This is a genomic window from Pseudomonas sp. 2835, assembly GCF_050435905.1.
Lineage (GTDB): Bacteria > Pseudomonadota > Gammaproteobacteria > Pseudomonadales > Pseudomonadaceae > Aquipseudomonas.
In genome coordinates this window covers 229,621-243,193 of the sequence record NZ_JBNDLE010000004.1, presented here as the reverse complement: position 1 = coordinate 243,193, position 13,573 = coordinate 229,621, and the positions used below count along the sequence as shown (strand labels likewise).

The following is a 13,573-nucleotide window of genomic DNA, read 5'->3' as shown; positions in this document are numbered from 1 at the left end:
TTCAGCGTTGTCATGTACCCATGCTTGTAGATTCCCATTGCCACCTGGACCGTCTCGACCTCACTGCCCACCAGGGCTCCCTGGATGCAGCGCTGGATGCTGCCCGCGCGCGCGGCGTCGGCCATTTCCTGTGCATCGGCATCAGCGCCGACAACGCCCAGGCGGTCAAGGACCTGAGCGAACGCTACAGCGATGTCGACTGCTCGGTCGGCATCCACCCGCTCGACCTCACCCCCGATGGCGCGCCGCCGCTGGACTGGCTGCTCAAGGAGCTGGAGCACCCGCACGTGGTTGCGATTGGCGAGACCGGCTTGGACTATCATTACGAGCCGGAAGCGGCTCAGGTACAGCAGGACTCGTTCCGCCTGCACCTGGAGGCGGCCAAGGTAACCGGCAAGCCGGTGATCATTCACACCCGCGCGGCGCGCGCCGACACCCTGGCCTTGTTGCGTGAAGCAGATCTCAAGCAGGCCGGTGTGCTGCATTGCTTCACCGAAGACTGGGACATGGCCAAGGCGGCGCTGGACCTGGGCTACTACATTTCGCTGTCGGGCATCGTCACCTTCCGCAATGCCGATGCGCTGCGCGATGTGGCCCGCCAGGTGCCTGCCGATCGGCTGCTGGTCGAGACCGACTCGCCGTACCTGGCGCCAATCCCCTACCGCGGCAAGGCCAACCTGCCAGAGTACGTGCGTGAAGTGGCGGAGTTCGTGGCGATGGTGCGCGGTGAAAGTTATGAGCAGTTGGCGGCGCAGACCACGACCAACTTCAAGCGCCTGTTCCCGTTGGCACGGGTGGTCTGACCCCGCAGCCTGTAAAAGTTACAGGCAAAAAAAACCCGGGTTCTGGGGGGTGAATCCGGGTTAAGACCATTAGGAGTAAAACAAAGGCACGCGATCCCTGAGCACCTTTATCGGCGCCACATGGGGGGATGCGCTGCGCCAACACCTGAAGTATTGGCCAGGATCGGCGCGCCGCCACCAGTAGCTGATCGTTTTTTAAACAGATTTGGAATACGCCCGCCGCTGCTGAGCACTCATCGCTCTGCGATCTGCCGCACTATGGCGAGAGTTTCGTCGATTATCTGCTTTGATGTATAGAAATGCGGGGAAAATCGCACCCCGGGGCCGCGCGGAATACAGACCACCTGTTCCTGCTTGAGCCGCTGATAGACCTGTCCGTTTTCTACCCCTTCAATGCTGAAGGAAACAATCCCCGAGCGACGCACCAGATCCTGCGGGCTGTGCACGCGGACCCCGTGGATCGCCGCCAGGCCCTCGTTGAGCCATTGCACCCGCTCCAGCAGCGCTGCTGCTACCTGTTCCATGCCCACTTCCTCGAGCAGCGCCAGGCTGGCCTCCAGGGCTGCGGCACCGAGCATGTTCGGGCTGCCGCACTCAAAGCGTCGAGCGCTGTGGGCCGGTTGCCATTCGCTGCGGCTGTAGTCGCCCATGTGTTCGAGCATGTGCCAGCCGTACTCGCTGAGCTTGAGCAGCGGGCGTACCTCGGCGCGACAATAGAACACACCCAGGCCCTCCGGGCCGAGCATCCATTTGTGCCCGTCAGCCATGGCAAAATCGCACTGGTAGGCCTGGACGTCGAAGGGCAGGGCGCCCAGTTGCTGGATGGCGTCGATGCAGAACAGCACCTCGCGGTCACGACAGCCTTGGCCCAAGCGCACCAGGTCAAGGCGCAGGCCGCTGGCAAACTGCACGGCACTGATCGCCAGCAGGCGCACCTTGGGGCCGCAGGCCGCGAGCAAGGCGGCCTCCGGGTCGCTGCCCTTGAGGCTCACCTGGATGACGCTGACGCCTTTGTCGGCCAGGGCTTCCCAGACGATCCGGTTGGAAGGGAATTCTTCGTCGCTGATGACGATCTGGTCGCCGGCCTGCCAGTCGATGCCGAAGGCGACGAAAGAAAGCGCCTCGGACGTATTTTTGACCAGAGCAATGTCATCGGTCGACGGTGCATTCGTGAGGCGCATCAGTCGTTCACGTAAACGTTGCTCCATTGCCATCCAGTCCGGATAGTCCCTTGCGCCAAGCAAAACGTTCTCGCTGGCGAAGCGTGAAACCGCCTGGCTGGCGCGTTTCGGCCAGGGCGCCACGGCGGCATGGTTCAGGTAACGAAGCCCCGGGGCCTGTTCAAACTCATCAAGAAACATAGACATGGTTGGATGATCCGTGCATTTTGGCGCAAGTTAGGCATAATAACCGGCTTCGATTTTGATCCAGTCCTTCTTATGCAGAAAGAACCTCGTAAGGTCCGTGAGTTTCGTCGCCGAGAGCAAGAAATTCTCGATACCGCGCTCAAGCTGTTTCTCGAACAGGGTGAAGACAGTGTCACCGTCGAGATGATCGCTGATGCTGTCGGTATCGGCAAAGGCACGATCTACAAGCATTTCAAATCCAAGGCGGAGATCTACCTGCGCCTGATGCTCGATTACGAGCGCGATTTGAACGAACTGCTGCACTCTGCCGACGTCGACCGCGACAAGGAAGCCCTGTCGCGCGCCTACTTCGAATTCCGCATGCGTGACCCGCAGCGCTACCGCCTGTTCGACCGCCTCGAAGAGAAAGTGGTCAAGGGCAACCAGGTACCGGAAATGGTCGAGGAGTTGCACAAGATCCGCGCCTCCAACTTCGACCGCCTGACCCTGCTGATCAAGGGCCGCATCAGCGAAGGCAAGCTCGAGGATGTGCCGCCGTACTTCCACTACTGCGCAGCCTGGGCCTTGGTGCATGGGGCCGTGGCGCTCTATCACTCGCCGTTCTGGAGCAATGTCCTGGAAGACCAGGAAGGTTTCTTCCAGTTCCTCATGGACATCGGCGTGCGCATGGGCAACAAGCGCAAGCGCGATCCGGATACCGTCGGTAGCTGAGACATTCAGCCAAACCATGGCGCTACTGGGATTGGGTGCCGAGGAATATACTCAGGTAAGAGGCTTGCAAAAACCTGATTTTTGAGTCAGGTTTTGCAGGCCCGATTCACCCATGCCGGAGTCACCCATGATCGTCGACCGCCAAGGCAGGCGTTTTCGCAATTTGCGTGTCAGCCTCACGGCTGCCTGCAACTACGCCTGTACCTATTGTGTGCCGGACGGCAAGCGTCTGGTGGCGGCCCAGGACGAGCTCTCGGCCGAGGCCATGGCCCGCGGCGTGGCTTATTTGGTCGAGGCCGCCGGCATCGAGCGGGTGCGCGTCACCGGCGGCGAGCCGCTGGTCAGTCCGAAGCTGGAAACCTTCCTCAACTCCATTGCCACCCTTGGGCTGGATGAAATCAGCCTGACCACCAATGGTCAGTTGCTGGCGCGCAAGTTGCCGTTGCTGCGCGCGGCGGGTATCCGTCGCCTCAATGTTTCCCTCGACACCCTTGACCCGGACGCCTTCCGGCGCATTGCCCGTGGCGGCGATCTGGCCTCCGTGCTCGACGGCATGAGCCAGGCCAGCGCCGCCGGCATGCAGATCAAGGTCAACATGGTGCCGTTGCGCGGGCAGAACTTCGACCAGGTTCTGCCGCTGCTGGAGTATTGCCTGGCCCACGGCTACGAGCTGCGCTTCATCGAGTTGATGCGCATGGGGCATCTGGCCCGCGACAGCAATGCCTTTTTGCAGCAGTTCGTCAGCCTTGAGCACCTTCTGCAATTGATCGGCGAGCAGTTTGAATACTTGCAAGCCAACGCGCCGGTGGATGCCACCGCCTTGCGCTATCAGATCCCGGGCCAGGGCTATTTTGGCGTGATCGCCAACGAGAGCGTACCGTTCTGCCGTACCTGTTCGCGTTTGCGCCTGTCGTCTACCGGCTGGCTGCACGGTTGCCTGTCGTCGAGCAACCGCCACTATATCGGCGACCTGCTCGACAAGCCGCGTCATCAGGCCTTGCCGGCGCTGCAGGGCTTGCTGGTAAAAGCCCTTGGTGACAAGCAGCCGGTGGCGTTTTCCGGCGGCGCGACGGTGATGAAGATCATCGGCGGCTAAGACTGGCGCAAAAGCTGCATCTGTCAGCTGTTCGCCGGTTTTCCGTCACCGGCCACTGGAGGATAGATGCGTAGCCTGGTTTTGCTGCTGGCGCTGATGGCGCTGGGCGGCTGCATGAATGTCAGCGATATGGGCGAGGGTGCCCGTTATCACATGAGCGATGCCGGTCTGCTCGATCACAGCGACACCCGTCGTTCGCTGTCGGTGCGCCTGCAGCCTGATTCATTCATTTACATTGGCCAGGGTGCATTCGTGCCGCCAGGCAAGGGCCCGTATCCGCGCCCCAACGTCGTGGCCGAGGAAGCCTTTAAAGGCTTTGTCGAATACTTTCCCCTGGTGCGCCGCGCCCCGGCGCCACTGGGCCTGGAGCAAGCGCTGGTCGAGGCGCGTGAAGTCGGCGCCCATTATCTGCTGTACACCCGTTTTGCCCGTACCGACGATCGTATCGGCAATGGCGATGAGTGGTACGACGAGCAGGCGGTGGATCGCCTGGGCATCGATACCGGTGTGGTTCAGCTGATGCTGATCGAAACCAGTACCCGTTATCTGATCGACACTGCACGGATCAAAAGCCGTGGCGGTTTGCTGACGTTCCACGACAACAAGCCGGAAGATTTGCTCCGGCCGCCGCTCGAGGATTACGCTCGCAGTCTGTTGGGCATGAGTCGTTAAGGAGAGGGTGATGCAAGACACCGGCAAGGCCAATGATCTGCTGGCGCAGATTCCCAAGGCAGAAAAGGGCCTGCCGCCCGTGCACCTGTGGAACCCGGATTTTTGCGGCGACATCGACATGCGCATCGCCCGTGACGGCACCTGGTACTACCTGGGCACGCCGATCGGGCGCAAGCCGATGGTGCGGTTGTTCTCGACCATCATCCGCCGCGACGGTGACGACTACTTCCTGGTGACGCCAGTGGAGAAGGTTGGCATCAAGGTCGATGACGCGCCCTTTGTTGCGGTCAGCCTTGAAGTGCAGGGCGAGGGCGAGCAGCAACTGCTGCGCTTTACCAGCAATGTCGACGACCAGGTCGAGGCCGGCCCCGAGCATCCGCTGCGCTTTGAAATCGACGCGCAGACCCAGGAGCCTTCGCCGTACGTGCACATGCGTAGCAACCTCGAAGCGCTGATCCATCGCAACGTCTTCTACCAGTTGGTCGAACTGGCGGTGCCCAGGCAGATCGATGGCCAGCAGTGGCTGGGCGTCTGGAGTGGTGGCTGTTTCTATCCTATCGGCCGGACCTGATCGCCCGCCCGGTTTTCCCTGAGGGATGACCGGGCTTTGCCGGCGGGGTGCGCGATTTAATCGCGCCAGAAACGAAAAAACCTCCAGTGCTCAGGGCAACTGGAGGTTTTCAGGTGTTTGGCTCCGCGACCAGGACTCGAACCTGGGACCCAATGATTAACAGTCATTTGCTCTACCGACTGAGCTATCGCGGAATCTGTGGCGTATCTTACTGATTGCTAAGGGGAAGTCAAGCCTCCCCTATGCAATTGAGTAATTTACAGAACCTCGACGATTGCCTTGGTCACCACATGGATGTTGTTTTGGTTCAGCGAGGCGACGCAGATGCGACCGGTATCCAGAGCATAGATACCGAACTCGTTCTTCAGGCGGGCGACCTGCTCAACGGTCAGACCGGAGTAGGAGAACATGCCGCACTGGCGACCGACGAAGCTGAAGTCCTGCTTGGCACCGTACTCGGCCAGCAGCTCGACCATCTGCTTGCGCATGCCGTGGATGCGCTGGCGCATCTCGGCCAGCTCGTCTTCCCACATCTTGCGCAGCTCTGGGCTGTTGAGCACGGTGGCGACGATGGTGGCGCCGTGGGTCGGCGGGTTGGAGTAGTTGGTGCGGATCACGCGCTTGACTTGCGACAGCACGCGCGTGGCCTCTTCCTTGGACTCGGTGACGATCGACAGGGCGCCTACGCGCTCGCCGTACAGCGAGAAGGATTTGGAGAACGAGCTGGAGACGAAGAAGTTCAGGCCCGACTCGGCGAACAGGCGTACCGCGGCGGCGTCTTCAGTGATGCCGGCACCAAAGCCCTGGTAGGCCATGTCGAGGAACGGCACGTGGCCTTTGGCCTTGACTACTTCGAGGACGTTTTTCCAGTCTTCTGGAGTCAGGTCGACACCGGTCGGGTTGTGGCAGCAGGCGTGCAGCACAATGATCGAGCCGGACGGCAGGGCGTTGAGGTCTTCGAGCATGCCGCTGCGGTTGACGTCGTGGGTGGCGGCGTCGTAGTAGCGGTAGTTCTGTACCGGGAAGCCGGCGGTTTCGAACAGTGCGCGGTGGTTCTCCCAGCTCGGGTCGCTGATGGCAACGACGGCGTTTGGCGACAGCTGCTTGAGGAAGTCGGCACCGATCTTCAGGGCGCCGGTACCGCCGACGGCCTGGGTGGTGATCACACGACCGGCGCTCAGCAGTGGCGACTCGGCACCGAACAGCAGCTTCTGCACGGCCTGGTCGTAAGCGACGATACCGTCGATCGGCAGGTAACCGCGGGAAGCGTGCTGGGCAGCGCGCTGGGTTTCGGCCTCGATCACTGCACGCAGCAGTGGGATACGCCCTTCTTCGTTGCAGTAAACACCTACACCCAGGTTGACCTTGTTGCTACGGGTATCGGCGTTGAAAGCTTCGTTGAGGCCCAGAATGGGGTCGCGTGGTGCCAGCTCGACAGCGGAAAACAGGCTCATTATTACCTTGGCTCTGAATGGAGAGTGGAAGAGGTCGCACGCTCCAGTCGCTTGCACTAGAGCGGTGCACAAACGGGGAGTCAGTATAGTGATACCGCTCGGTCACGGCGACAGTCTGTCGCAGCTTTTCCTGCTGTTTGGCCGAATATTTTTCGACCGTTAGTCGATTTGACCGGTCCATAGTCAGAAATGCCCACAACACTGAGTTGAAACTGGCGCTAAGGGGCCTTAATTCGGTATAACTACTGTCTATAAATACAGTTGCCCGCGCCAGCGATGAAACCATCGCGATCACACAGAGGTTTGTCATGTCCGAGTTCCAGCTCGTCACCCGTTTCCAGCCGGCCGGCGACCAGCCCGAGGCCATTCGCCTGATGGTCGAAGGAATCGAGGCGGGCCTTGCGCACCAGACCCTGCTCGGGGTGACCGGCTCGGGCAAGACCTTCAGCATCGCCAACGTGATCGCCCAGGTGCAGCGCCCGACATTGGTGCTGGCGCCGAACAAGACCCTGGCGGCGCAACTGTATGGCGAGTTCAAGTCATTCTTCCCGAACAACGCCGTCGAGTACTTCGTTTCCTACTACGACTACTACCAGCCCGAAGCCTACGTGCCGTCCTCGGACACCTTCATCGAGAAGGACGCCTCGATCAACGACCATATCGAGCAGATGCGCCTGTCGGCGACCAAGGCGCTGCTGGAGCGCCGTGATGCGATCATTGTCACCACGGTGTCTTGCATCTATGGCCTGGGCAGCCCGGAAACCTACCTCAAGATGGTCCTGCACGTGGACCGCGGCGACAAGCTCGACCAGCGCGCACTGCTGCGCCGTCTGGCCGACCTGCAGTACACCCGCAACGAGATGGACTTCGCCCGCGCCACTTTCCGCGTGCGCGGTGATGTGATCGACATCTTCCCGGCCGAATCGGACCTGGAAGCCATCCGTATCGAACTGTTCGACGACGAGGTGGAAAACATCGCCGCCTTCGATCCGCTGACTGGCGAGGTGATCCGCAAGCTGCCGCGTTTCACCTTCTACCCCAAGAGCCACTACGTAACCCCGCGCGAGACCCTGCTCGAGGCCGTGGACGGCATCAAGGAGGAACTGGCCCAGCGCCTTGAGTACCTGCACAAGGCCAACAAGCTGGTCGAGGCCCAGCGTCTGGAGCAGCGCACCCGCTTTGACCTGGAGATGATCCTCGAACTGGGTTATTGCAACGGCATCGAAAACTACTCGCGCTACCTGTCCGGACGTCCGGCCGGAGCGCCGCCACCGACCCTCTACGACTACCTGCCGGACGACGCCCTGCTGGTAATTGACGAGTCCCACGTCAGCGTTCCGCAGGTCGGCGCCATGTACAAGGGCGACCGCTCGCGCAAGGAAACCCTGGTCGAGTACGGCTTTCGCCTGCCCTCGGCGCTGGACAACCGGCCGATGCGGTTTGACGAGTGGGAAAACGTCAGCCCGCAGACCATCTTCGTATCGGCGACCCCCGGCAACTACGAGGCCGAACATGCCGGCCGTGTGGTTGAGCAGGTGGTACGCCCCACCGGCCTGGTCGATCCGCAGGTCGAAGTGCGCCCGGCCACCACCCAGGTTGACGATCTGCTTTCGGAAATCCGCAAGCGCGTGGCGGTAGAGGAGCGCGTGCTGGTCACCACCCTGACCAAACGCATGGCCGAGGACCTCACCGACTACCTGGCCGACCACGACGTGCGCGTGCGCTACCTGCACTCCGACATCGACACTGTCGAGCGGGTCGAGATCATCCGCGACCTGCGCCTGGGTACCTTCGATGTGCTCGTGGGCATCAACCTGCTGCGTGAAGGCCTGGACATGCCCGAGGTATCGCTGGTGGCGATTCTCGATGCCGACAAGGAGGGTTTCCTGCGTTCCGAGCGCTCGCTGATCCAGACCATTGGCCGTGCGGCGCGCAACCTCAATGGTCGGGCAATCCTCTATGCCGACAACATGACTGGCTCCATGCAGCGGGCGATTGGCGAGACCGAGCGGCGCCGCGACAAGCAGATTGCCTTCAACGCCGCCAACGGCATCGTGCCCAAGGGCGTGGTCAAGGACATCACCGACATCATGGAAGGCGCCAACGTGCCGGGCTCGCGCAGCAAGAAGCGCAAGGGCATGGCCAAGGCTGCAGAGGAGAGCGCCCGTTACGAAGCCGAACTGCGCTCGCCGGGCGAGATCGCCAAGCGCATCAAGCAGCTGGAAGAGAAAATGTACCAGCTGGCGCGGGATCTGGAGTTCGAGGCAGCGGCGCAGCTGCGCGACGAGATTACCGCGTTGCGCGAGCGGATGATCACCGCCTGAGGGCCCTATCGCTGGCCCTATGATTGCCATACCTGTGGGAGCGGCGGTGCGACGCCTCGACTTGACCCGCGATAAGGCGCCGCAATTAGTGCGCTTCTCCCGCCTTCAACCCCTGCGGCAATTTGCGCGTCATCACCACCGCCAGCATGCTGATCGCCAAGCCGATGCCGACAAAATGGAAGGCATCGTTATAGGCCATGATCATCGCCTGCTGGTGGGTGATTTCACTCAGCTTGCCCAGCGCCGCCGCATCGCTGCCCAGCCGCTCTGCCAGTTGCACCAGACGCTCCGCGACTTGCGGGTTGCTTGGCACGATGGACTCGCGCAGGTAATCGAAATACACCTTGGTGCGCGCATCCAGCAAGGTCGCCAGCAAGGCGATGCCGATGGCGCCGCCGAGGTTGCGCAAGATGTTGAACAGGCTCGAGGCCGAGCCGGCGTCCTGCGGCTGGATATACGCGGTGGCAATCAGCGAGATGGTCACCATGATCATCGGTTGGCCGAGGGCGCGGATGATCTGGATATGGTTGAACTGCTCGCCGGCAAAGTCCGGGTTGAGCACCCCGGAGCCGAAACTGGCCAGGCCGAACAGGCCAAAACCCAGGGTGCAGAGGATCTTCGGCGAAATCACCTTCATCAGTTGCGGCACCAGCGGAATCAGGAACAGCTGCGGAATGCCCATCCACATGATCACCTCGCCAATCTGCAAGGCGTTGTAGTTCTGGATCTGCGCCAGGTACAGCGGCAGCAGGTAGATCGAACCGTACAAGCCCACGCCCATGCCCAGGCTGGCGATGCTCGACAGGCCGAAGTTGCGATTGCCGAGGATGCGCAGGTTGATCAGCGGGTTAGGTTTGGAAAACTGCAGAATCACAAAGCTGATCAGACTGAGCAGGGCGATGCTGCCCAGGCTGACGATCAGGCTCGATTCCAGCCAGTCCTTGCGATGGCCTTCCTCGAGGAACACCTGCAGGCAGCCAAGGCCGACGCCGAGCGTGACGATACCGGCATAATCGGTGCTTTTCAGCAGTTCCCAGTGAGCTTCTTTCTTCTCCAGGCCGTACAGCAGGCCGCCGATCATGATCAGCCCCGGCGGGATGTTGATGTAGAAGATGTACTCCCAGCCCCAGTTCTCGGTCAGCCAGCCGCCCAGGGTCGGGCCGATCGAGGGGGCAAAGGTGGCGGTCATGGCAAACATGGCCATGCCCTTGGCGCGGTGGTGTTCCGGCAGTTTGATCAGGGTCAGGGTGAAAGCCAGCGGGATCAGCGCGCCGCCGGTAAAGCCCTGCATGGCGCGAAAGATGATCATGCTCTCAAGGTTCCAGGCCATGGAGCACAGCAGCGATGAAACCAGAAACCCCAATGACACCCACACCGCCAGACGCCGCGCCGAGAGCAGCTGCACCAGCCAGGCGGTGAGCGGGATCATGATGATCTCGGCCACCAGGTAGGAGGTGGAAATCCACGAGCCTTCCTCCAGGGTTGCCGACAGTGCGCCCTGGATGTCCTTGAGCGAGGAGTTGGTGATCTGGATGTCCAGCACCGCCATGAAGGCGCCGAGCATCACGCTCATTACCGCGATCCAGTCGCGCCGGCTGGGTTCGCCGGCGGGACGGATCAACTGGTCACCGGCCATGGTCGGCGTTGTCGCGGATATCAACGGTGGCGGTTACCGACATGCCCGGGCGGATCTTGCCGTGCAGCGGGTTGTTGGCGGCGAAGGTCAGTTTTACCGGAATGCGCTGCACCACCTTGGTGAAGTTGCCGGTGGCGTTGTCGGGCGGCAGCAGGCTGAACTGCGCGCCGGAGGCGGCGAACAGGCTGTCGACCCGGGCTTCGATCGGGGTGTCCGGGTAGCTGTCGAACAGCAGTTCAGCCTTTTGCCCGGGCTGCATGTGGCCGATCTGGGTTTCCTTGAAGTTGGCCTGAATCCAGATGTCTTCATCGGGGACGATCGACAGCAGGTAGGCGCCGGCCTGAACCACCTGGCCATTGCGCGCGGCGCGCTGGCCGATGATGCCGCTGATCGGTGCGTGGATTTCGCTGCGGGTCAGGTTCAGTTCGGCCTGGGCCAGGTCGGCGCGGGCGTTGACGATCTGCGCATCGAGGCGCTTGATCTCGGCGGCCAGGGCATTGACCTGCTGGCGCTGGCCTTGCAGGTCGGCCTGGGCCTTGGTCACCTGGGAGCGGGCGACATGGTTCTCGGCCGACAGTGTGGTGACCCGTTCTTCCGAGACAAAGCCCGGTTTGCGCAGGGCTTCGGCGCGGTTCAGGTCCAGTTGCGCACGGCCGAGGGTGGCCTGGTTGGCCGCGACCTGGGCTTGCCCGGCGGCAATCAGGCTGGCTTGCTGGGTGAGCCGGCTTTCGGCTTGCAGGCGCTCGGCTTCGCGGGTGTCGAGGGCGGCGCGGGCACGCTCTACGGCCAGGCGAAAATCTTCGGGCTCAAGGCGCACCAGCAGGTCGCCCTTGGCCACGTGCTGGTTGTCCTGCACCAGCACTTGATCGATGCGCGCGCTCAGCTGGCTGGAAATCCGGGTTATTTCGCCCTGCACGTAGGCGTTGTCGGTGCTTTCATAGAAGCGTCCCTTGAAGTACCAGTGGGCCAGGAAGGCGAGGGCAATCAGCAGGACAAGGGCAAGAAAAATGAGCAGGCGACGCTTGAGTTGGGCAGGCATGAGGACGATCGTTGAAAAAATGTAAGCAAATTTAACAGCGTTTGCATCCGTGCTTACAAGTGCCGATCGCGCCCATTGCTGGAGCCCGGTGCCCGCTCCCTGTTAACATCCAGCCTTTGTTTCATCTCTAGTTCGAGACTGTCCATGACCACCGTTCGCACGCGTATCGCGCCTTCGCCTACTGGCGATCCCCACGTCGGCACCGCTTACATCGCCCTGTTCAACTACTGCTTTGCCAAGCAGCACGGCGGCGAGTTCATCCTGCGTATTGAAGATACCGACCAGCTGCGCTCGACCCGCGAGTCGGAACAGCAGATCTTCGACGCCCTGCGCTGGCTCGGCATCGAGTGGAGCGAAGGTCCGGACGTCGGCGGCCCGCATGGCCCTTACCGGCAGAGCGAGCGGGGCGATATCTACAAGCAGTACGCCCAGCAACTGGTCGACCTCGGTCACGCCTTCCCGTGCTTCTGCACCGCCGAAGAGCTCGACCAGATGCGTGCCGAGCAGATGGCCCGCGGCGAAACCCCGCGCTACGACGGTCGCGCCTTGCTGCTGTCGGCTGAAGAAGTACAGCGCCGCCTGGCCGCTGGCGAGCCGCACGTGATCCGCATGAAGGTGCCGAGCGAAGGCGTCTGCGTGGTCCCGGACATGCTCCGTGGTGACGTCGAGATCCCGTGGGACCGCATGGACATGCAGGTGCTGATGAAGACCGACGGCCTGCCGACCTACTTCCTGGCCAACGTCGTCGATGACCACCTGATGGGCATCACCCACGTGCTGCGCGGCGAAGAATGGCTGCCGTCGGCGCCCAAGCTGATCAAGCTGTACGAGTACTTCGGCTGGGAACAACCGACCCTGTGCTACATGCCGCTGCTGCGCAACCCGGACAAGAGCAAGCTGTCCAAGCGCAAGAACCCGACTTCGGTAACCTTCTACGAGCGCATGGGCTTCATGCCCGAAGCCATGCTTAACTACCTGGGCCGCATGGGCTGGTCGATGCCCGATGAGCGCGAGAAGTTCTCCCTGGCCGAGATGGTCGAGCACTTCGACCTGTCGCGGGTGTCCCTCGGCGGGCCGATCTTCGACATCGAGAAGCTGTCGTGGCTCAACGGCCAGTGGCTGCGCGAGCTGCCGGTAGAGGAATTCGCTGCGCGCCTGCAGAAGTGGGCATTCAACAGCGACTACATGATGCAGATCGCGCCGCACGTGCAGGGCAGGGTAGAGACCTTCAGCCAGGTCGTGCCGCTGGGCGGCTTCTTCTTTGAAGGTGCGCTCAAGCTCGATGCCAAGCTGTTCGAAAGCAAAAAGCTCTCGGCCGACCAGGTACGCCAGGTGATCCAGCTGATCCTGTGGAAGCTCGAAAGCCTGCGCCAATGGGAAAAAGAGCGGATCACCGCTTGCATCCAGGCGGTGGTCGAAGCCCTGGAACTGAAGCTGCGTGATGCCATGCCGCTGATGTTCGCCGCCATCACCGGCCAGGCCAGCTCGGTTTCGGTGCTCGATGCCATGGAAATCCTCGGCCCGGACCTGACCCGCTACCGCCTGCGCCAGGCCCTGGACCTGCTCGGTGGCGTGTCGAAGAAAGAAAACAAAGAGTGGGAAAAGCTCCTGGGCACCATCGCCTGATTGCTTTCCTTCCCCTGTGGGAGCCGGCCTTGCCGGCGATGGCATCAGCGCGGTGCTCGTGATTGCGCGGTGTCTGCATCGCCGGCAAGGCCGGCTCTCATGGGGTTTCACCCCAGTAAAATCGGGGTGTTTTCCGGTTCTGGGCGGTAAGTGTTTGTTATCTCGGAAATTTTTTTTGAATTTTGTTGAAAATATATTTGACAGGTTCGCCATCCGATCTTAATATGCGCCCCGTCCACAGCGATGAACGAAAACGAAACGCGAAGCACCCAGC

11 protein-coding genes and 1 tRNA gene are annotated in these 13,573 nt (G+C 61.6%); 7 read left to right on the top strand and 5 right to left on the bottom strand.

Annotation, left to right across the window (positions count from 1 at the left end; genetic code table 11):
• The first annotated feature begins 20 nt into the window (after positions 1–20).
• Positions 21–803, top strand: coding sequence for a TatD family hydrolase (locus ABIE20_RS07400; protein WP_429504003.1), 783 nt, complete (start codon positions 21–23; stop codon positions 801–803).
• A gap of 233 nt (positions 804–1,036) precedes the next feature.
• Here the strand turns inward: ABIE20_RS07400 and ABIE20_RS07395 are convergent, their stop codons facing one another.
• Positions 1,037–2,170, bottom strand: a complete 1,134-nt coding sequence (locus ABIE20_RS07395; protein ID WP_429504001.1) for an aminotransferase class V-fold PLP-dependent enzyme — start codon at positions 2,168–2,170, stop codon at positions 1,037–1,039.
• 72 nt (positions 2,171–2,242) lie between these two features.
• Here ABIE20_RS07395 and ABIE20_RS07390 point away from each other — a divergent pair, with 72 nt between their 5' ends.
• From ABIE20_RS07390 to ABIE20_RS07375, 4 genes are all read left to right on the top strand, one after another.
• Positions 2,243–2,881 (top strand): TetR/AcrR family transcriptional regulator, encoded by a 639-nt coding sequence (locus tag ABIE20_RS07390; protein WP_429503999.1) that lies wholly within the window; start codon positions 2,243–2,245, stop codon positions 2,879–2,881.
• 127 nt (positions 2,882–3,008) lie between these two features.
• Entirely contained in the window at positions 3,009–3,977 is a 969-nt protein-coding gene (locus ABIE20_RS07385; RefSeq protein WP_429503998.1) for a GTP 3',8-cyclase MoaA, read from the top strand.
• Between the two features lie 66 nt (positions 3,978–4,043).
• Positions 4,044–4,649, top strand: coding sequence for a DUF4823 domain-containing protein (locus tag ABIE20_RS07380; protein ID WP_429503996.1), 606 nt, complete (start codon positions 4,044–4,046; stop codon positions 4,647–4,649).
• 10 nt (positions 4,650–4,659) lie between these two features.
• Positions 4,660–5,220: a DUF1285 domain-containing protein gene (locus ABIE20_RS07375; RefSeq protein WP_429503994.1), complete on the top strand. Its 561-nt coding sequence runs from the start codon at positions 4,660–4,662 to the stop codon at positions 5,218–5,220.
• 118 nt (positions 5,221–5,338) lie between these two features.
• Here the strand turns inward: ABIE20_RS07375 and ABIE20_RS07370 are convergent.
• Together ABIE20_RS07370 and ABIE20_RS07365 are read right to left on the bottom strand one after the other, a co-directional pair.
• A tRNA-Asn gene (locus tag ABIE20_RS07370) sits at positions 5,339–5,414 on the bottom strand.
• 63 nt (positions 5,415–5,477) lie between these two features.
• On the bottom strand, positions 5,478–6,674 hold the full coding sequence (locus ABIE20_RS07365; RefSeq protein WP_429503993.1) for an amino acid aminotransferase: 1,197 nt from the start codon (positions 6,672–6,674) through the stop codon (positions 5,478–5,480).
• 308 nt (positions 6,675–6,982) lie between these two features.
• On the opposite strand from ABIE20_RS07365, the gene uvrB reads away from it, so the two are divergent.
• Positions 6,983–8,998 carry an excinuclease ABC subunit UvrB gene (gene uvrB / locus ABIE20_RS07360; RefSeq protein ID WP_429503991.1) on the top strand — a complete coding sequence of 672 codons (2,016 nt, stop codon included), beginning with the start codon at positions 6,983–6,985 and terminating at the stop codon, positions 8,996–8,998.
• An 85-nt stretch (positions 8,999–9,083) separates the two neighbouring features.
• Here uvrB and ABIE20_RS07355 read toward each other — a convergent pair whose 3' ends face one another.
• Positions 9,084–10,634, bottom strand: a complete 1,551-nt coding sequence (locus ABIE20_RS07355) for an MDR family MFS transporter (RefSeq protein ID WP_429503990.1) — start codon at positions 10,632–10,634, stop codon at positions 9,084–9,086.
• Positions 10,624–11,673: an HlyD family secretion protein gene (locus ABIE20_RS07350; protein WP_429503988.1), complete on the bottom strand. Its 1,050-nt coding sequence runs from the start codon at positions 11,671–11,673 to the stop codon at positions 10,624–10,626. Before ABIE20_RS07350 ends, ABIE20_RS07355 begins: the two co-directional genes overlap by 11 nt.
• A gap of 144 nt (positions 11,674–11,817) precedes the next feature.
• Here ABIE20_RS07350 and gltX point away from each other — a divergent pair, with 144 nt between their 5' ends.
• Positions 11,818–13,299 carry a glutamate--tRNA ligase gene (gltX, locus tag ABIE20_RS07345; RefSeq protein WP_045195132.1) on the top strand — a complete coding sequence of 494 codons (1,482 nt, stop codon included), beginning with the start codon at positions 11,818–11,820 and terminating at the stop codon, positions 13,297–13,299.
• Positions 13,300–13,573 lie beyond the last annotated feature (274 nt).

What these genes read in the sequence shown, in the direction of transcription:
- ABIE20_RS07400 (WP_429504003.1), top strand. Translation starts at nt 21, where the DNA reads ATGCTTGTAGATTCCCATTGCCACCTGGACCGTCTCGACCTCACTGCC.
- ABIE20_RS07395 (WP_429504001.1), bottom strand. Translation starts at nt 2,170, where the DNA reads ATGTCTATGTTTCTTGATGAGTTTGAACAGGCCCCGGGGCTTCGTTAC.
- ABIE20_RS07390 (WP_429503999.1), top strand. Translation starts at nt 2,243, where the DNA reads ATGCAGAAAGAACCTCGTAAGGTCCGTGAGTTTCGTCGCCGAGAGCAA.
- ABIE20_RS07385 (WP_429503998.1), top strand. Translation starts at nt 3,009, where the DNA reads ATGATCGTCGACCGCCAAGGCAGGCGTTTTCGCAATTTGCGTGTCAGC.
- ABIE20_RS07380 (WP_429503996.1), top strand. Translation starts at nt 4,044, where the DNA reads ATGCGTAGCCTGGTTTTGCTGCTGGCGCTGATGGCGCTGGGCGGCTGC.
- ABIE20_RS07375 (WP_429503994.1), top strand. Translation starts at nt 4,660, where the DNA reads ATGCAAGACACCGGCAAGGCCAATGATCTGCTGGCGCAGATTCCCAAG.
- ABIE20_RS07365 (WP_429503993.1), bottom strand. Translation starts at nt 6,674, where the DNA reads ATGAGCCTGTTTTCCGCTGTCGAGCTGGCACCACGCGACCCCATTCTG.
- uvrB (WP_429503991.1), top strand. Translation starts at nt 6,983, where the DNA reads ATGTCCGAGTTCCAGCTCGTCACCCGTTTCCAGCCGGCCGGCGACCAG.
- ABIE20_RS07355 (WP_429503990.1), bottom strand. Translation starts at nt 10,634, where the DNA reads ATGGCCGGTGACCAGTTGATCCGTCCCGCCGGCGAACCCAGCCGGCGC.
- ABIE20_RS07350 (WP_429503988.1), bottom strand. Translation starts at nt 11,673, where the DNA reads ATGCCTGCCCAACTCAAGCGTCGCCTGCTCATTTTTCTTGCCCTTGTC.
- gltX (WP_045195132.1), top strand. Translation starts at nt 11,818, where the DNA reads ATGACCACCGTTCGCACGCGTATCGCGCCTTCGCCTACTGGCGATCCC.